We start from the raw sequence: 17859 nt of genomic DNA on the forward strand, positions 1-17859 counted from the left end.
GAGTCCCAGACGCGTGAACCGCGGAAGTAACCGTTGCCGCCCTTGCCCTTGTTCCACGAGCCGTCGAGCTCGTTGTTCACGATCTGGAGGTTCTTGGCCTCCTCGGTGACGATCGGGTGCGACCCGGTCATCTCCGCCTTGATGCCGCGCACCCAGGAGTTGGTCGCCCACTTGAAGACGATGCCGTGCATCTCGGCGGCGGGGGCCATGTTGCCGTAGTTGTCGGTCGCCTCGTTGCGGTCGAGTCCTGGCATCGCCTGGGTGAAGCCGAAGTCCTCGAAACCGACGCCTTCCACCGGGTCCAGCAGCGGCGAGACCTTGGAGTCGTAGGTGGCCCCGTCGATCGGCGCCGAACCGTCCGAAGTGGAGTTCACCGGGACGTCGAACTCCAGCGGCTTGTCCAGCGTCACCGTGTTGCCGGAGACCGAGGTGACGGTGAAGATCTGCTGCCGCATGTGCATGTTCAGCATCGGCCACTCGGTGCCGGTCGCCTGCTGCTGCTCGTAGAACTTGACCGAGTTGGCGGCGCGGACGTTCACGAACATGCCGGCTTTGATCTTGGTGGCCGACTGGACGGCGATCGTGCGGTCACCGGTCCTGGCCGAGGTGGCGACCTTCGCACCGGCCTTCCAGTGCACGTTGATCGTGCCCTCGAAGATGTCCTTGCGGTTGGCGGGAGCGGCGGCGTAGTCGCTCGCGTAGCTCGGGTCGACGCCACGTGACTGCACGCGGAACAGGCCGCGGCCGGGCCACAGCCAGCCGCCCTTGCCCGCGCCCGAGGTCATGCCGTCCTCGTCCCAGTCGGAACCGTCCGGGGTGAGGGCGTCGTAGAGGGTGTTCGCGTCCGGCCGGTAGGTGATCTTCGTGGCGTCCTTGCCGGCGCCTCTGATGATCAGGTAGTCGGCGTCCACGTGCAGTTCGCGCGACACGGCCAGCTCCCCGGAGGGCAGCGTGATCAGGCTGAGCTTGGTGTAGCTCGCGGACGGCGAACAGCCCGTCTTGATCGAGTCGATGGCCGACTGCAGGCCCGCCGAGTCGTCCTGGCCGTCGTCCGGCTTGACGTTGAACTGGCTCGCGAGCTCGGCCGCGGTGATCTGGCAGGCCGCGCTGGGGTTGACCTCGCCCGCGCCAGGAAGGTTCTGGCCGCCGCGGTACCCGGCCCTGCTCCAGTCGTAGAGCCCGCTGATCGGCGCCCGGCGGTTGGCCGCCGAGGTGTCGAGGCCGGTGAGCGCGCCGGGGGCGGGGGCCGCGTCCGCCGCGTTCACGAGCACGGCGATGCCCGTCGCCGCGAGCACTCCCACGACACCGAGCACGGCGCTTCGTCGCAACTTTTGTCTTTCGGACACGACTGGCCTCCAGAGGAAAAGGGCGGCGTGGGCTGAAATTGTGAATAGCTGCTGACGCCTCAGTCAATGGCCGGGGAAGAATTCGTGACGAGGTTCGAGTATGTGAAAATCAGGTGCGTGAAATAAGGAATTGGCGAACGTTTGCAAAATCCTTATTCGCCGTCAGAGGCGGCGCACGCTGTACAGGACCGGGCTCTTCCTGTTCCCCTGGTTGAAGAGCGCCACGTCGTTGCTGAACGCCGGCCCGTCGGTGCGCTTGCGGCTGGACAGGAACCGGGGCCTGCCGTTCTGGTCGAGGCCGAAGAAGATCCCGACGCTGTCGACCTCCGTGCCCCCGGCCGCGAAGAACAACAGATCGCCGGGTTGCAGTGCCAATCGGTCGGCGGGGATCGGGGCGCCCTCGTCGAGTGCGGCCATGGCTTTCGGCGTGCGGGGCAGGCCTGTTCCGGCACCGGAGGCCGAGCGGAGTGGATAACCCGCGCGGTAGCCGTAGACCATGCGCACATAACCGGCCGGATCGAGTGCGCCGTAGCCGTCCGGCTCTGGTTTCTCCGTCGGCCCGCCGGGGAACGACCACGTGACGCCGAGGTAGTCGCAGAAGTCGGCGCGACCGAACCGGGCGTCGCCGCGGAACCTCACGGCCTTCGCATCGGTCGCCTGCGCCGCGCCGTTGAGGTACTGCGCCGCCACGGCGAGCACGTCGTCACTGCGGTCGGTCAGTGCCGCGTCCAGCCATGACCGCAGCCACGCGGCGTGTTCGGCGTTGGCAGTCCACGGTTCTGGCGTCAATCGAACCCACGCCGGGGTGGTCACCTGAACCTGGGTGCGCGCAGGGTTCTGGAACGTGCGCGTGGGACCGTTGATCAGCGCCGTGCGCGCGCCGTCCGTGAACGTCGCGACGATGACACCCCGCTCGTCCCGGACCACTGTGCGCGCGGGCGCGGTGAGCCGTTCGAAGCGGTAGGCGCTGGCCGGAGTGGCCGGCGTGATGCGGATGCTCGCCCCGGTCTGCCGGAACGCGCGGTGGCGGTCCTCGGTCGCCAGATGGGCGACCGCGGCGGCGGACGAGGCGATCACCGTGCACAGCACGACGACGTTGACAGCGAGTCGGCGGGACACCGCGCCTCCTTCAGGTGGTGGGAACGAGACCGACGAGGACACCGCTGGCGAGCACGCCGTAGGTGACGAGGCTGACCGACCCGGTGGCCACCACGGTCGCGGCCGCCGGCTGGCGGACGAGCTGGTAGGCGATCAGGCCGGGCACGACGAAGCCGAGCGTCTCGTGCACGTACAGCAGCGGGTAGTCGTTCTGGATGAGGATGAACAACGACGTCTGCAACAGAACGCTGAGCAGCACGACGGCTGCGAACAACCGCTTGCCGTAGAGGATCACGACGCGCTGCAGACCCTTGGTGCCCAAATAGGTCAGCGCCGTCATGAGCACGACGATCGCCGCCCGCCGGTAGTCCTCGACGAGCGTGAGGGCGAGCCAGCCGGGCGTGATCATGCCGCCGGGCGAGAGGTTCGACGTGAGGTAGCAGAGCAGCGAGAACACCAGCCCGATCGCGAGACCGAGCGTGGCCACCTCCGGCTGCAACGCGCCGCTGATCATGGCGTGGTCCGTTCTGTGGGGGAGAGCCGGCCGCAGGACTCGTGGCCTGGAGCGCTGGCATCCGGGCGGATGTGCCGGTCGGCTCGGGGCGGTGGGGTGGCGTGGTGGCTCGGGGAGATCGGTTCCGCGGGGAGGAACCAGCCGGGGTGCGCCTCGGTGCGGTCCGGGGTGCTGTGCCGCGCCCGGTCGGGTTGGGACGGCAGGACTTCTTCGTGGTCTGAGGTGCCGCGCTCCACCCTGGTCAGCCGGTTGGGTTGGGACGGCAGGACCTCCCCGTCGCCTGAGGTGGCGCGCTCCACCCTGGTCAACCGGTCCAGCTGTTCCAGCAGCACTTCCCCGTGCCCGTGGATGTTGCCGATGGCGGCGAGCGAGATCGACTCGCCGTCCGTGCCAAGAACCCCTTGCAGCAGCTCGTCCGGATCACGCTTGCCGCCGAGATCGTCCAGCCGCCCCTGCCACGAGCGCGGGATCGTGAGCGCCGCACTGCGGGTGGGTTCGCCGATCAGCACCACCCGCGCCGGGGCGAGTTTGCCGACCAGCGCGCCCATCTGGCCGTTGCGCTCGACGCGGTCCGGGCGGCAGTTGATCACCAGGTGCAGCGGCCGGGAGATCACGCCGCGCTCCAGCAGCAGCTCGATGTTCATCAGCGTCGACTCGGGGTCGTTGGCGGCGAAGACGTTCGCGAACCGCACGTGCCGGTCGTCCACGTGGTAGCGGTGCACCTGCAGCACACCGGGATCCGGCGGTGCGTCCCACATCCCTTTCAGGGCGAGGTCCCGGTCGACCCCGCACAGCTCCGCCACTGCGATCGCGATGGCGACGTTCTCCTTGAACGTGATCCAGGAGAACCCGCTCATCTCGGCGTCGGTCACCGACTCGGGGTCGGCCTCGACCAGCTCGCACCCGCGGCGGGCCGCCTCCGCGCGCAGGATCTCGACGCGTTCCGTCTCGGCCGTGACGCAGATGCCGCCGACCGGCATCGAGCGGCACAGCGACCGGGCGACGTCGTCGAGCGTCGGCCCCATCTCGGCGAGGTGGTCCTCGCGGACGTTGCACAGCACGCCGATCGTCGACCGGATCAGCTTGGACTGGTTGATCTCCTGCAGGTCCGGCGCGACGGCCATGCACTCCATCACCAGCGCGTCTGGCCGGTACGCGGCCGCGCGGCGGACGATGCCGATCTGCTCCACCACGTTCGCGATGCCGAACTTGCGGTAGACCGGTTCCTCGGTCGCGTCCGGGTGGATGAACCGGGCGGCGGTCCCGGTCGTCTTCGCCACGGTGACCAGGGATCCGCCGCGCAACGCTCCCGCGCACAGCCGGGTGATCGAGCTCTTCCCGCGGATGCCGTTGACCAGGATCCGGGTCTGGATGCGGCGCAGGTTCCGGTAGTGCCTGCGCTGCTCCACGACACCACCGGCCAGAAGCGTCGCACAGGCGATCAGGTAGACAGCGTGCAGGAAGTGCATCACGACCGCCTTCGTTCGACTGACTGGCGATGGAGTTCGAGACAACGGGCGACGGTGCCGATCTCGTCGGGCCGCTGCGGGTAGATGACGGTGGCGGTGTCACCCGCGGCCAGCCGGTCTGCCGAGGCGGCGAGCCTGCGCAACGGCAGCAGGAGCACCAGCAGGAACCAGCCGAACGCGACCAGTCCGACCACGGAGGACACCAGGGCGGCGAGCCACGCCGTGCGCCGGATGTGGTTGCCCGGCAACGGTAACTGGCTCACCGGCTGCTCGACGACGACGGCCCACTGGAGGTCGTTGAAGTCCTTCGAGCCGTAGAGGGCGGCCGAGGCGACCACGGACGTGCGGCCGTCGACCTCCCACACCGCCGGGTCGGGCACCCCCTTGAGAGTCTTGCTGACGTTGACGCGCAACGGTTCCGCGGCGAGCGGCTCGTACGCCTGGTAGCCGACGGTCGCGGCCACCGTGCGCAGTTCCGCGTCGACGAGCCGCCCGACCCCGCCGGGTAGCCGGACGAGTGCGGACAGCTTCACCACGTCCAGCTCACCGACCACCACGTAGTTGCTGCCCGGCATCGGCGCGGTCGCGTAGATCAGCGGCACCCGGTGCGCGACGCTCTGCTGGTGCAGGCCGGATCCGGGTGGTAAAGGCTCCTCGGCGCGCAACGGCGCCCGGCCCGCCTGGGCGAGGGTCCGGCCGTCCGGATCGACGACGTAGACGCTCCGGTACCGCTCGCGCCGCGACGTCAGCTCCTGCAACGCGGGCTGGAAGCCGGCGACGTCGGTGCCGGAGACCAGCGCCGCGAACGACCGCAGGTCCGTCAGGCTCTGCTGGAGGCTGCGCCGCAACCCAGTCGCCGTGGTCGCGGCCAGGCGTTGAGTGACCTGGACAGCCTGACCGGGCACCTGCACGTCGTGGCGCCCGATCGTGCCGAGCACGGCGCCCGACCACGCCAGCAACACCATCATGGCGAGCACGACCGCTACCACCGCCGACGGCAGCCTGCGTTGTCGTGCGCCAGGCTGGAACGCGCCCGCGATCCGGTGCGTCTCGGAGATCCACTGCCGTCGCATCCGGGCGCCCGGCTGCCCGGACGCCAGCGCCAGCGCGTCCTCGCGCAGCCTGCGGACCGGTCCGACCAGCCCTGCCAGGAGCAGCACCGCCGCGAGCAGCAGCACCCCGAGCAGCGCGATCACCACCGGCAGCCCGGTACCCGCTCCGGACGCTTCCGCCTGCGGGGTGGCACCGACCAGCAGCAACGACATGCCGAGGCTGATCCGTCCTCTGGTCAGCGGCGCGTACGCCACGATCGGCACGGTCGCCTGAGCGTCCGCAGTAGGCGGTCCGGTGCCCGCTTTGCCCACGAGATGACCGGTCTCGCCCTTGGCGGCCACGTCGGCGGCCTGCCGGACGAGCTCGTCGTCGTGGCCGGTGCCGGTCTCGGTGCCGTGCGGCTCGACCACCTCACCGGCGTCCGTCACGAGCAGCACCGTCTCCGGCAACCGCAGGCTGTCCACGCTCACCGGGGGAATGGTGAGATCGCTCGACACCACGACCACCCGGTTGCCGCCGGGCAGCGCGTCGGCCGTCACCGCCTGCACCCCGCCGTACCGGTCCGCCATCACCCGGACCGGGACGGACGAGATGTCGTCGAGCGGCACGGACTCGATCGGCACCGGCTCACCGGCGGACGCCCGCAGCCCGCCCGAGTTGTCCACAACCGCGACTCCGCGCGCGTGCGGGCAGTTCTTGGCGAAGAACGCGATCGTCTGCTCGTCGGAGCGATCACCCTTGCCGCTGTACAGCTTCACGGCCGTGGTGAGGTCCGCGACCGCCTCGTTCACCGACGCGCCGACCGAATGGGCGAGGTTGGTGGCGAACCACTGGTGCGACCGCGCGACCACCTCGACCGGCGAGCCGTCCGGCTGCCCGGACAACCTCATCGCGCAGAAGCCCGTGAGCAGCGCGAGAACGATCACCATCACGACCAGCGGCACGCGCGCGCCCGACGGGAAGCCCGCCTCCGCGCACTCCCGCTCCAAACTCGTCCGGTCGACGGTGTTGCTCACTTGCTCACCGCCCTACGTTGGTGCACATGCGAATCGCGGTACTGGCCCTGCTGCTGGCCGGCTGCACGGCCGCGGTCGATCCGGCACCGCGCGTCGACCTGGAACACCGTGTGGTGGAGTTCGCCGAGGGCCTGTCGCCCAGCGCGCCCTACAGAGCGCCCGACTCCGTTGAACGCGACACCGCGTTGAGAGCGCTGATGCCGCTGCTGGACGGCACCGCCACCGAGGCGGACGGGTTGCGTCCCTTGGGTTTCACAGTTGACTCCGGAGTGGACGGCGCGAGCGGCAGACAGTTCGTGCTCGCCACCACGAAACCCGGCGCCGAGCAGGGCTGGGGCATGTACATCGCGGACCGGTCCACCACCCCGAGACTCGTGATCGAGGTGCCGCACCCGAACGCGGACCTCGACACCGAGGCGCTCGGCATCGAGCTCTACCGGCGCACACCGGGCGCGGTCGTGCTGATCGCCGGAGCACACCGCCGGGCCGCGGGGGAGCAGGCCGACGTCGCCCACCACACCGACGCGCTTTTTCACGCTGTCGCAACGGATCTGGCGGGGCGCGGGCTGCCGCAGGTGCAGCTGCACGGGTTCGCCGAGCAGAGCCTGCCCGGTTCCGACGTCGTGGTGTCGACGGGTCAGGGTCGTCCAGGACCGGCCGCCCGGCGGGTGGCCGATCGAGTCGGGGCGGCGGGCCTCGCGACCTGCCGCGGCTGGGACGACGAGTGCGGGAATCTCGAAGGGACGAGGAACGTGCAGGGAAAAGCTGCTGCTGAACACGGCTTTGTGTTCCTCCACATCGAAGTGACGGGACGACTGCGCGAGTCGGTTGCATCGCGAGCGGAACTCGCCCAGGCTCTGGCGGAAGCGGACGTCTCCGCCGGGTGATCAGTCCACTAAGGACGTTTCACCTCGGCGGGGAGCTGTCTCGGCACGTCCGCCGGGTTGCGCGCCAGGTCGAACGCGCCGAACGAGCCGGTCATCCCGCTCGCGGCACGCCACTCCACGAAGCGCACGTCGTCGAGGTCGAGAGCACCCGCGCGTCCGTCGGGCGCGCGGTTCAGCCCCGTGTACATCATGATCATGTTGCCCGCGCCGTCCGGCGTGGTCAGGTCGTTCGTCGTCAGGTCGATCGTCACCTGGTGCCAGCCGCCGTCGGACGGCACCTGCACGGCGCGGGTGATCGTCGTGAGGACGACCGAATCCGGATCTTCGGTCGGATCGCTGTCGTCGAAGTGGTAGACGTCGAACCGGAAGTACGCGCTCTCCGATCCCGTGCCGCGGACCATCGCCCGGACCGAGTAGGACGGTTCGGGATCGGCCGGTGCCGAGTTCGGCGTGTACGTGCGATGTCGCGGCACCGGAATCCGCGCGATGGCGCGGGTCTGCACCGACTTGCCCGCCGCCGCGCTGAGCCGCAGGAACCGCTGCCCCTGCGGAGTCGGCCCGACCTGCGAACTCTCCGTCGTGCCACCGGCTTTCCAGTGCGTGGCCGAGTCGGCGGCACCATCGGCCGTCTCGTCCTCGAAGCCGCCCCAGCCGAACAGGTCGCGTCCCACCTCGACGCCGTCACCGCTCACCGGACGCACGAGGGTGCCCGGTGCGGCGAGATCGACGACTCCGTGCGCCGGCACTGCGACCGTTCTGGTCTCCGGGAGAGTGCTCGCGGCGGTGATTCGTCCGGTGTTGTGCTCGACGACCAGTTGCGCGGGGATCACGTCCGGCGCCGGTTGTTTCAGGTACGCGCGCACAGCGCCGGTGCGGTCGCGGTCGGTGGACGCGGGCATCAGGCCGAGTTCCCAGATCCGGCCGAGCACCCGGCGCGCTGCATCACCGGTGAGCGGCACCGGCCGGTAGTCGACGAGCTCCAACGGCAGCAGCCGCGCCTCCAGCAGCTGGTCGCCGTCCCACACCGTGCGCACGACGACGCTCGCGAAGGTGGACAGGAAGTTCTGGTCGAACACGAAGTTGCCGAGGCTGTAGACGATCAGGTGACCCTTGTACCACTCGACGCCCTGCAACACGTGGGGGTGATGCCCGATCACGATGTCCGCGCCCGCGTCGATGGCGGCGCGGGCCATCGAGCGCACGTTGTCCGACGCCGCGTCCTGGAACTGGAAGCCCGCGTGCAGCTGCACGACGGTGAGCTGGTTCTGCGCTGACAGCTGGGCTATCCGGGCGGGGGAGGCCACCGGGTCCCAGCGGGCGGCGCCGCCGTGCCCCCGGCGGGCGACCCAGTCCTGCAACTCGGGGTAGACGGCGACGAGCGACTTCCACATCTCGGCCTTCACCGCGTCCGGTGCCGCGCTCTCGGCCTTCCGGTAGGCGTCCCAGGCCTGGCCGATGCGACGCGGAGCGGTGGCGACCGAACCGAATCCCCACGGCCGCGCGTCGTACCGCCAGGTGTCGTCCAGTGTCGCGTCCGCCGGCCTAGGCTCGGCGGCGTCCGGGTACGCGCCGTTGACGAAGTCGCCGTCGACACTGGTGAAGGCGGCGACGGCCACAGCGGTTCCGTTGACGGTCCGGCGGAACGGGACCGCCGCACCTTCCGGCGTCACGTCCGCGCCGACCATCCCGATGCCGGCTTCCGCGAGCGCGGTGCGCGTGTCGGCGACGCCCTGGTCGAGGAAGTCGCGGGAGTGGTTGTTCGCGAGGACCGCGCAGTCGACGCCGAGCGCTTTCAGACCGGCGGTCGTGGCGGAGGCGGACTTCAGGATGAAACGCTTCTGCGGATAGGCCTTGTCCGCGGGCAGGTCGCTGACGACGCTTTCCAGGTTGACCGTGCGGAAGTCGGCGGCGGCGAACGCGGGCGCGAACGCCGACACCACGTGCTCGGCGCCGCGAGCCGCGTCCTGCCGCGGGACGAGCGGACCGCCGTCGTCCGGGTCCGCGTACCGGCGTCCGAACATCACGTCACCGGCCGAGTGCATGGCGAACCGGCCCTGCTTGCGGTCGAACAGCTTCACCGTCACCGGACCGTCCTCATCGGACTTTCCGAGTGGGACCGGCTCGGGGAGGTGGCCGGGTGCCTCGACGACCGCGAGCACGGGCCCGCGCAACACGGGTGTGGACACAGCTCCGCCCTGATCACCGTTCAGGCGTTCGGTCTTCTCGCCGTGCAACGTCACCGTCGCGTTGGGAACACCTCTGCCGGACTCGTCGACCACGTTGAGCCGCAACGAGAATCCGAGCACGTTGTGCTGGTCCTCGCACGCGTCGCAGCCGCGCATGACACCGATCGCGCGGAACGCCACGACGAGAACCATGATCAGCAAAACGGCCAGTGCCAACGAGAGCACGGCGGAACGGGTACGCCAGAGTCGACTCATCCGAGAAGTCCAAACTTCGGGTTCGTTCTGGCGGCGTGACTCACATGGTGGCGCTTCTCCGTCTCGAAAGCACCGGCCGTACGGGGGTGCCGGGAATAGACTACTTACTGTACTATTCCCGCGCGGACACGCATTTGCGCAGGTAGAAGCCCTGCTTGCAGCGTACTCGAAAATCGCTCGTCCATTGTGGAAGATCGTTTGAGTCGTCGGCGATTTCGGATCTTGTACCGGGACGGATTGCGTCTTGACCGGGATGACCAGAGGCGAGTATAGGTCTTAGTTAGGAAACTTTCCTAACGGATGGCGTCCGAGAAAGGTGCAGGCAGACGCGATGAAAACGTTGCCATTGCTCGTCTTCGCGATTCTCCTCGCCGTGCCGATTCCGTCCGCGGGTGCGGAAATGCCACGCCGCCTGGACTTCGTGCGGGTCGACGATCCGCCGCGCACGTTGGTCCTCAACGCGCTCGGCGACCGGCTGGCGACGCTGACGGACGGCGCGCGTACGGCCGTCTTCCGAGGTCCTGCCAGGACTTTCACCGAACCCGAGGTCACCACCGCGTCGGTCACCACGCAGGAGTGGGTCAGAATCGCTCCGCGCCAGTGGCGTGCGGACGGTGAGAAAGATCCAGTCCTCCGCCAGTGGGTCGAGAACGCGCTGACCGACCGCACTCCGGACGTGCTGGACATCTCGATGCAGTACCGCCGGAACACCCCGGATCTGCGTGACGACAAGGGAATCCGGTACGCGGGCCGCGCGTTCTTCGGTCCGATGATCAACGGCGAGCGACTCAGCGACGCCGACTTCAACGACTACCTCGGCACCTCGTGGACCTCTGCGGACGGGGTCGTCCGTCCCCCCGACCCCGTTCGCAAGGACTCCTTGGACTGCAGCGGTTTTCTCCGGATGGTGCTCGGCTACCGCTCCGGCTACCCGTTGGGCTGGGCACCCTCGCGGGCCCGGCTGCCCAGACAGGCCAAGGACTACAGCTCCGGAGCCCCTGGCCCGGTGGTGGTCGCGGACACCGGCGCCCGTCCGTCCGACGAGCAGCTGGAACGTGTGCAGACCGGCGACATCCTGGCGTTCGACCTCGACCCGGCCGACGGCCCGCTGCTCGACCACTCCGCGATCTACCTCGGCGTGGACTCGGAAGGCCGGCCGCGGTTCATCTCCAGCCGCAAGACCTACAACTCGGTGACCATGGGCGACAAGTACGGGGCGTCGGTGCTGACGGGCGACGGTGTGCTGGCCCAGGCGTTCCGGCTGGCCCGCAGAGTCTGACCTGTCACAGGCCGGGGACGCGCCTTGTCCTGCTGGGCATGAGTCATTCACTGGAGTCCAGGACCGGCGTCGACGGCCCGGTCACCGTCGTCAAGAACTACACCGTGCCTTCGGCCGAGGCCGACTACTTCGTCGAGGTGTACCAGGAGAACGCGCGGATCATGTCGGCTCAGCCCGGCTTCGTCCGCTCCCGCCTGCACCGGCCGCTCGCCGGTGGACCCGAGACGCGGTTCGTCCACATCGCCGAGTGGAGGTCCGGCAGCGAGCTGGACAAGGCGACCGCCAACGCCGAGTGGCACGCCTCGTTGCAGCGCATGTTCGACGATCCCGGCCTGCACATCACCTCAGAACCCGGTGCTTACCGGGTGGTCGTCGAGCTGCTTCCCTGACCCCGGTACGGCGGCGCCACGCCCCAGCCCCACTTCGGCACGGGCGCCCCGTGGAACGGCTTGGCGTCCGGTGCGGAGTTCTGCACCGCCAGTCGTGTGCCCCATTCCAGATAGGACACGAACGCGGCGCGGAACTCCGGATCGGCCGGCAGCCCGACCTCGTCCGCCGCGTCCATGATCAGGTTCAGCCAGCGGCGGCGTTGCTGTTCCGTGATGGCCCGGCCGAGGTGCTTGGCGAGCATGAACTCGTAGCCGCCGCGCTCTTCGGAGTAGGCGGCGGGCCCGCCGAACACCTCACCCAGCCACAGGGCCACGTACCGTGCGTGGTCGGGGTCCATGCCGGCGAACACGGGTGCGAGCAGCTCGTCCTCGGCGACGTGGCGGTAAAAGGCCTCGGTGAGCTTGAGCAACGCGTCGGCGCCACCGGCCCAGGTGTGGAGAGAAGATGTCTCGTTGATCACGAAGCCCACTCCAGCATCCGGCGGAACGCCCGGCAAGTACGCACTTTTCGGTGAGGAGCGCCCGTGTACCACTGTCCTGTCGAGCTGGCCCTCGACGTCATCGGCGGCAAGTGGCGCGCGGTGATCCTCGCCCACCTCAAGGAACGCCCGCACTTCTACGGCGAGCTGCGGCGGAAGGTGCCGGGCATCAGCGAGAAGATGTTCGTGCAGCGGTTGCGCGAACTGCAGGACGCCGGTCTGGTGGCGCGGGCCGAGGTGCCTCCGCACGTCGAGTACTCGCTCACGGAGGAGGGCCGGTCGCTGGGACCCGCGCTCCAAGCCCTCTACGACTGGGGAGTCCGGCGGGCTGCCCTTACGGGCGAAGTCATCACGCCCGTTTGACTCCTGGCCGAAGGATTCCGTTCGGCCGAGGTAGCGTGGCCGTGCCGTCGCCGCCCTCCGAACGAAGTGAGGCTCCATGCGTCGGCGGACGCTCTCCAGCGCTGTTGCGCTGCTCACGGTCGCGAGTTTCTGCGGTGTCGCGCAAGCGGATCCGATCCCCTTGCCCGGATCGAACCCGAGAACGGTCACGCTGGTCACCGGCGACAAGGTCGTGCTGGGCGACGCTCCGCGCGTGATCCGCGGGCCTGGGCGTGACCGGATCACCTTCCACACGGCGAAACGCGACGGCGAGCTGACCGTCGTGCCGTCCGACGCCGCTCGGCTGGTCCAGTCGGGACGGGTGGACGAGCGGCTGTTCAACGTCACCGCGCTCGCCCGCGACGGGTTCGACGACGCGCACCGGTCCGACCTGCCGCTGATCGTGACGGGTGGGTTCCACGTCGCCGTGGTGCGTGAGCTGCCGGTGCTGGGTGGTTCATCCGTTGTGGCCCGCAAGTCCGACCTCGCGTCGTTGTGGAACGCGGGCTTCGACCGGATGTGGCTCAACGGCAAGGCGCGCCTGGCCGACGACGTGAGCAACGTCCAGATCGGCGTGCCGGCGGCGTGGCAGGCCGGGTTCACCGGCAAGGGCGTGAAGGTCGCCGACCTCGACGGCGGGTACGACGCGACGCACCCGGACCTGCGCAACGTGATCGCCACCAAGGACTTCACGGGCACCAGCATCGCCGACGGTTACGGGCACGGCACCCACACCGCGTCCACCATCGCGGGCTCGGGCGCCGGCTCCGGCGGCAGGTACGTCGGGGTGGCGCCGGACGCTTCGTTGCTGATCGGCAAGGTGTGCGAGGACGACGGTGGCTGCCAGGAGGACGCGATCATCGCGGGCATGCAGTGGGCGGCCGACCAGGGTGCGTCCATCGTGAACATGTCGCTGGGCGGCGGCCCGACCGACGGCAAGGACCCGCTGTCGCTCGCGCTCGACAAGATCAGCGCGAAGTCCGGCACGCTGTTCGTCGTCGCGGCGGGCAACGCGGGTGCGGCCCGCAAGGTCGGCAACCCGGCCGCGGCGGACCTGGCGCTCGCGGTGGGCAGCGTGACGAAGCAGGACGAGCTGTCGCGGTTCTCCAGCCAGGGCCCGCGAATCGTGGACGACGCGATCAAGCCCGACATCGCGGCGCCAGGCTCGGACATCATCGCGGCCCGGGCGGCCGGCACGTCGATGGGCACGCCGGTGAACTCCTTGTACACCAGCGCGAACGGCACGTCGATGGCGACGCCGCACGTGACCGGCGCAGCGGCTTTGCTGTTGCAGCAACACCCTTCGTGGAAAGCGCCGGAACTCAAGGCAGCTCTCATGAACGCTGCGACGCCGTTGCCTTCGTTGAGCATCTACCAGCAGGGCACCGGACGCCTCGACGTCGGCCGCGCGGTGTCGTCTCCTGTGCGTGCTTCCGCCGGCAGCGTCAACTTCGGGCGCTTTCCGTGGCCTCGCAGCACTTCTCCCGTCACGCGCAAAGTGACGTTCTTCAACTCCGGGGCCAGCGCGTCGACCTTGTCGTTGAAGGCGCCGGTCACGCTGTCAGCCTCCTCGGTCACCGTGCCCGCCGGCGGTAGCGCATCGGTGGACCTGATGTTCAAGCCGACCGTGGACGGGCTGTTCGGCGACTGGCTGACGGCGACGGACGGCTCGCAGGTCGTGCGCGTCGCACTGGGCGCCTCGGTGGAGCAGGAGAGCTACGACCTGACCATCAAGCGCGTGCTGCGCGGTGACACCGACGAGAGCTGGTTCGGCGGGCTCGTGAACTCCCGGACGGGCCAGTACTTCCGCCTCAAGTTCGCCGACGACGGCCTCGAGGAAGTGCTGCGGCTGCCGAAGGGCCGGTACGACCTGGTCGGGTTCAGCGAGTCCTCGACGAACGGCAAGCGGTCCGCGTCGGCGATCCTCAAGCCCGGCATCGTGTTGTCCGCCAACGCGACCGTGACGGCCGACGAGAAGTCCGCCCGACCGGTGTCGGCCAAGGCGGGCGCCGCTCGTCTGAACTCGTACCAGGCGAGCTTGGTGTTCGGGAAGGAGTCGCTGACGTACGTCGCGGACGCGGACACCGCGCTCTACGCGACGCCGTCCGAGGCCCAGGACCGCGTTCTCGGGTTCTCCTACCGGCCCGTGCTCGTGCACGGAACCTCGGTCTACAACCTCGTGTTCGCCGACAAGAACCGGGTGCCTTCCGCTCTGTCGTTCGAAGCTCGGAACTTGGCGGTGGTGAAGGCTTCCTACTATGTTCAGGGCGCTCCGACGACGGCTTCACGATCCGATTCCGGAGCACTGCCGTGGGACGACAGCGCCCTCGGGCTCGCCGACCTGCCGGTGAAGGTGCCTTCGACGCGCACGGAGTACTACACGCCGGGCGTGGCGTGGACGCAGTCGATGTCCATTTCGGACGGCACGACCTCGGAGTACCTGACCCACAACCGGACCTTCCCGCGCGCCGGCTCGTTCACCAACGAGTGGAACCGCGCACCGGTCGGCCCGATCCCCGATCCGGTGACGTGGGACGGTGACTCCGTCGACATCTCGGTCGCCCTGTTCGCGCCCGGTGACGTCGTGTCGGCGGGCGAGACCGACGGCATCAACGCGGGCGCGATCAAGGGCACGTCCGAGCTGTCGCGCGACGGCGTGCTGCTCGGCAAGTCGGACACGCCGGGCGGCGGCACCTTCACCGCGACGCCGGGCCCGTTGACGCTGAAGACCTCCGCGACGCGTTCGCAGAAGTTCTCGGTGGTGGGTTCGCGAGTCGACGCCACCTGGACGTTCAACGGGTCGCGGTTGATGTTCGTACGCGCGTCCGGCAAGGTGTCCGCTCGTGGTGTGGCGCCGTCCGGAGCGTTCCCGCTGACGTTGCGGGTGGGCGGCAACACGGGTGCCGTGTCGTCGTTCGAGTTCTCGGTCTCCTATGACGACGGCAAGACCTGGCATCCCACTCCGGTGACGCCGTCCGGTGAGGCGTACACGGCACAGTTGACGCATCCGGCGGGCAACGGTTTCGTGAGCCTGCGTACCGCGGCGGAAGACGCGAGCGGCAACTCGGTGCGGCAAACGGTTCTGAGGGCTTACCAGTTCGGGCAATAGGCGCACAATTGGTGCTGTGGACACCACGTCACTGCACGACGAGCTGGAGCGTGCGCGGGCAACTTTCCACGAGTTGCTCGCGCACGCCACCGCGGCTGAGCTGCGGCGCCGGTCCAACGGCACGAAGTGGAACAACCGCCAGCTGCTCTTCCACATGCTGCTCGGGTTCCTGATCATGCGTGCGCTCACGGCCATGGCGTGCGGGTTCAGCCGGATGCCGCCAGGGGTGAGCCGCGTGTTCGCGCGCGTGCTCAACGCGGCCACCCGGCCGTTCGACGTGGCGAACTTCCTCGGGTCGTGGCTCGGTGGCACGTTCCTGAGCCTCCACCTCATGAACGTGCTGTGCGACCGCACGATCGCCGCACTGCACCGGCGCCTGGACCGCGAGCCCGACCTGGCCCGCGGCATGCACTACCCGACCCGCTGGGACCCGTTCTTCCAGGACTTCATGACTCTCGCGGACCTCTACCGGTTCCCGGTGCGGCACTTCGACTTCCACCGCCGGCAGCTGAGCTGCTGAGCGTTCGCCCTTCCGCACCAGATTCCGCGCTGCTGTCTGCGCCGGGACCTGCCGGGCAGCTCGCGTAGCCGGGTGCTCCCGACGGAGTCATTTGGGCCCGATACCCGGTTTTCCGGTTACGAAACCCGCGCTGCGACGACCAACTTGTCGGGCGCACGGTTCCGTTCCGCGATCGGCCGATCGCGGTCCGTGCACCAGCACAAGGCTTGTCTCGAACGAGAGGGGCGTTTGTGAAAACCTCGGGCAGACGCGCGATACGGCGTGCGCTTGTAGGGATTGCCGTTGCCGCGACAGCGATGTCGACGTGCGTGGCAACGGCTTCGGCGGCAGAACCGGGAACCTTCGTCGCCGCACCGGCGGGGACGGCGATCGCGGACCAGTACGTGGTCGTGCTGCGCAACGGCGTGGCGGCGACGAGTTCGACCTCGCTCGCCAAGCAGTACAAGGGAAACGTGACCGCGAGCTGGCAGCACGCGCTGCAGGGCTTCGCGGTCGAGGCGAGCGCGAGCGACGCCAAGGCGTTGTCGCGTGATCCCCGCGTGGCGGCGGTGTACCAGGACCAGGTCGTCAAGGCGGACTCGGTTCAGGTGAACCCGCCGTCGTGGGGCCTCGACCGGATCGACCAGCGGAACCTGCCGCTGGACCAGCGCTACAACTACGGGCCGACCGCGGCGGGCGTGCGCGCTTACGTGATCGACACCGGCATCCGCATCACCCACTCGACGTTCGGCGGACGCGCGAGCTGGGGCACCAACACCACCGGAGACGGCAACAACACCGACTGCAACGGCCACGGCACGCACGTGGCGGGCACGATCGGCGGCGCGGAACACGGTGTGGCCAAAGCGATCCGGCTCGTCGCCGTCAAGGTGCTGAACTGTGCCGGCAGCGGCAGCTTCGCCGGTGTGATCAGCGGCGTGGACTGGGTGACCGCCAACGCGGTCAAGCCGGCGGTGGCGAACATGAGCCTGGGCGGTGGCGCGTTCGACCCGCTGGACACGGCGATCCGCAACTCGATCGCGTCGGGCGTCACCTACGCGGTGGCGTCGGGCAACTCCAACGCGGACGCCTGCTCGACCTCGCCGGCCAGGGTCGCGGAGGCCCTGACCGTGAACGCCACGGACATCGCCGACGCCAGGGCCTCGTTCTCGAACTTCGGCACCTGCACCGACCTGTTCGCACCGGGCGTGAACATCACGTCGTCGTGGAACACCAGCGACACGGCGACGAACACGATCAGCGGCACCTCGATGGCCACCCCGCACGTGGCCGGCGTGGCGGCGCTGTACCTCGCCCGGCACCCGGCGGCCCCTGCCTCGCGGGTGCACGACGCGATCGTCCGCAACGCGACACCGAACGTCGTCGGCAACCCCGGCCCGGGCTCACCGAACCGGCTGCTGTTCTCGCGGTTCACGCAGTGGGGCCCGGAAGGCGACTACAACGGTGACGGCACAACGGATCTGACCGTATGGCGTCCGTGGGAGGGCAACTGGTACGTACGCGGCATCAGCACCACCCAGTGGGGCATCGGCGCGGACATTCCAGTTCCGGGCGACTACAACGGTGACGGTGTCACGGACTTCGCGGTGTGGCGTCCGTCCGAGGGCAACTGGTACGTGCGCGGCATCGGCACGGTCCAGTGGGGAGTCGGCGGCGACATCCCGGTTCCCGGTGACTACAACGGTGACGGCGTGACGGACTTCGCGGTGTGGCGTCCGTCCGAGGGCAACTGGTACGTGCGTGGGATCAGCACGACCCAGTGGGGTGTCGGCGGCGACGTGCCGGTCGCGGCGGACTACAACGGCGACGGCATCACGGATCTCGCGGTGTGGCGTCCGTCCGAAGGCAACTGGTACGTGCGTGGGATCAGCACGACCC

The 17859-nt window shown here is 69.2% G+C and carries 13 protein-coding genes and 1 pseudogene; 7 read left to right on the plus strand and 7 right to left on the minus strand.

Translation table 11 applies throughout. From position 1 onward, the window contains the following. The 5 genes and pseudogenes from UK23_RS39795 to UK23_RS39815 all read right to left on the minus strand — a co-directional run. Positions 1 to 1346 (minus strand): annotated as a pseudogene (locus tag UK23_RS39795) (hypothetical protein); the annotation flags it as partial. A gap of 162 nt (positions 1347 to 1508) precedes the next feature. Beyond that, a complete protein-coding gene (locus tag UK23_RS39800) occupies positions 1509 to 2465 on the minus strand; it encodes a hypothetical protein (RefSeq protein ID WP_045316973.1) in 957 nt (318 codons plus the stop codon). Between the two features lie 10 nt (positions 2466 to 2475). Then, positions 2476 to 2958 (minus strand): poly-gamma-glutamate biosynthesis protein PgsC/CapC, encoded by a 483-nt coding sequence (locus tag UK23_RS39805; protein WP_045316974.1) that lies wholly within the window; start codon positions 2956 to 2958, stop codon positions 2476 to 2478. Continuing rightward, a complete protein-coding gene (gene pgsB, locus UK23_RS39810; protein WP_082115357.1) occupies positions 2955 to 4427 on the minus strand; it encodes a poly-gamma-glutamate synthase PgsB in 1473 nt (490 codons plus the stop codon). Before pgsB ends, UK23_RS39805 begins: the two co-directional genes overlap by 4 nt. Beyond that, entirely contained in the window at positions 4427 to 6496 is a 2070-nt protein-coding gene (locus UK23_RS39815) for a cache domain-containing protein (protein WP_045316975.1), read from the minus strand. The genes pgsB and UK23_RS39815 overlap by 1 nt, the downstream gene beginning before the upstream one ends. Positions 6497 to 6522: 26 nt before the next feature. Here UK23_RS39815 and UK23_RS39820 point away from each other — a divergent pair, with 26 nt between their 5' ends. Continuing rightward, a complete protein-coding gene (locus UK23_RS39820) occupies positions 6523 to 7383 on the plus strand; it encodes a hypothetical protein (protein ID WP_045316976.1) in 861 nt (286 codons plus the stop codon). An 8-nt stretch (positions 7384 to 7391) separates the two neighbouring features. Here UK23_RS39820 and UK23_RS49365 read toward each other — a convergent pair whose 3' ends face one another. Continuing rightward, positions 7392 to 9824 carry a CapA family protein gene (locus UK23_RS49365; RefSeq protein WP_156213725.1) on the minus strand — a complete coding sequence of 811 codons (2433 nt, stop codon included), beginning with the start codon at positions 9822 to 9824 and terminating at the stop codon, positions 7392 to 7394. 331 nt (positions 9825 to 10155) lie between these two features. Between UK23_RS49365 and UK23_RS39830 the strand changes: the two genes are divergently transcribed. Continuing rightward, positions 10156 to 11103 (plus strand): hypothetical protein, encoded by a 948-nt coding sequence (locus UK23_RS39830; protein ID WP_156213726.1) that lies wholly within the window; start codon positions 10156 to 10158, stop codon positions 11101 to 11103. 38 nt (positions 11104 to 11141) lie between these two features. Then, positions 11142 to 11492, plus strand: a complete 351-nt coding sequence (locus UK23_RS39835) for an antibiotic biosynthesis monooxygenase family protein (RefSeq protein WP_045316978.1) — start codon at positions 11142 to 11144, stop codon at positions 11490 to 11492. Here UK23_RS39835 and UK23_RS39840 read toward each other — a convergent pair. Continuing rightward, entirely contained in the window at positions 11462 to 11953 is a 492-nt protein-coding gene (locus tag UK23_RS39840) for a group II truncated hemoglobin (RefSeq protein WP_231114889.1), read from the minus strand. The two genes, UK23_RS39835 and UK23_RS39840, sit on opposite strands and share 31 nt — an antisense overlap. A gap of 63 nt (positions 11954 to 12016) precedes the next feature. Here UK23_RS39840 and UK23_RS39845 point away from each other — a divergent pair, with 63 nt between their 5' ends. From UK23_RS39845 to UK23_RS39860, 4 genes are all read left to right on the plus strand, one after another. Continuing rightward, positions 12017 to 12334, plus strand: coding sequence for a winged helix-turn-helix transcriptional regulator (locus tag UK23_RS39845; protein ID WP_045316979.1), 318 nt, complete (start codon positions 12017 to 12019; stop codon positions 12332 to 12334). Positions 12335 to 12410: 76 nt separating this feature from the next. Next, positions 12411 to 15461 carry a S8 family peptidase gene (locus UK23_RS39850; protein ID WP_045316980.1) on the plus strand — a complete coding sequence of 1017 codons (3051 nt, stop codon included), beginning with the start codon at positions 12411 to 12413 and terminating at the stop codon, positions 15459 to 15461. Between the two features lie 16 nt (positions 15462 to 15477). Continuing rightward, complete coding sequence (locus UK23_RS39855; RefSeq protein WP_045316981.1) at positions 15478 to 15981, plus strand: DinB family protein; 504 nt, start codon at positions 15478 to 15480, stop codon at positions 15979 to 15981. A gap of 308 nt (positions 15982 to 16289) precedes the next feature. Then, a partial coding sequence (locus tag UK23_RS39860) for a S8 family serine peptidase (protein ID WP_231114890.1) occupies positions 16290 to 17859 on the plus strand: 1570 nt, incomplete at its 3' end.

Source organism: Lentzea aerocolonigenes, assembly GCF_000955955.1.
Classification (GTDB): Bacteria; Actinomycetota; Actinomycetes; order Mycobacteriales; family Pseudonocardiaceae; genus Lentzea; species Lentzea aerocolonigenes_A.

Coding starts and splice junctions, on each gene's coding strand:
- UK23_RS39830 (WP_156213726.1), top strand. CDS start 10,156: ATGAAAACGTTGCCATTGCTCGTCTTCGCGATTCTCCTCGCCGTGCCG.
- pgsB (WP_082115357.1), bottom strand. CDS start 4,427: ATGCACTTCCTGCACGCTGTCTACCTGATCGCCTGTGCGACGCTTCTG.
- UK23_RS39820 (WP_045316976.1), top strand. CDS start 6,523: ATGCGAATCGCGGTACTGGCCCTGCTGCTGGCCGGCTGCACGGCCGCG.
- UK23_RS39850 (WP_045316980.1), top strand. CDS start 12,411: ATGCGTCGGCGGACGCTCTCCAGCGCTGTTGCGCTGCTCACGGTCGCG.
- UK23_RS39835 (WP_045316978.1), top strand. CDS start 11,142: ATGAGTCATTCACTGGAGTCCAGGACCGGCGTCGACGGCCCGGTCACC.
- UK23_RS39805 (WP_045316974.1), bottom strand. CDS start 2,958: ATGATCAGCGGCGCGTTGCAGCCGGAGGTGGCCACGCTCGGTCTCGCG.
- UK23_RS49365 (WP_156213725.1), bottom strand. CDS start 9,824: ATGAGTCGACTCTGGCGTACCCGTTCCGCCGTGCTCTCGTTGGCACTG.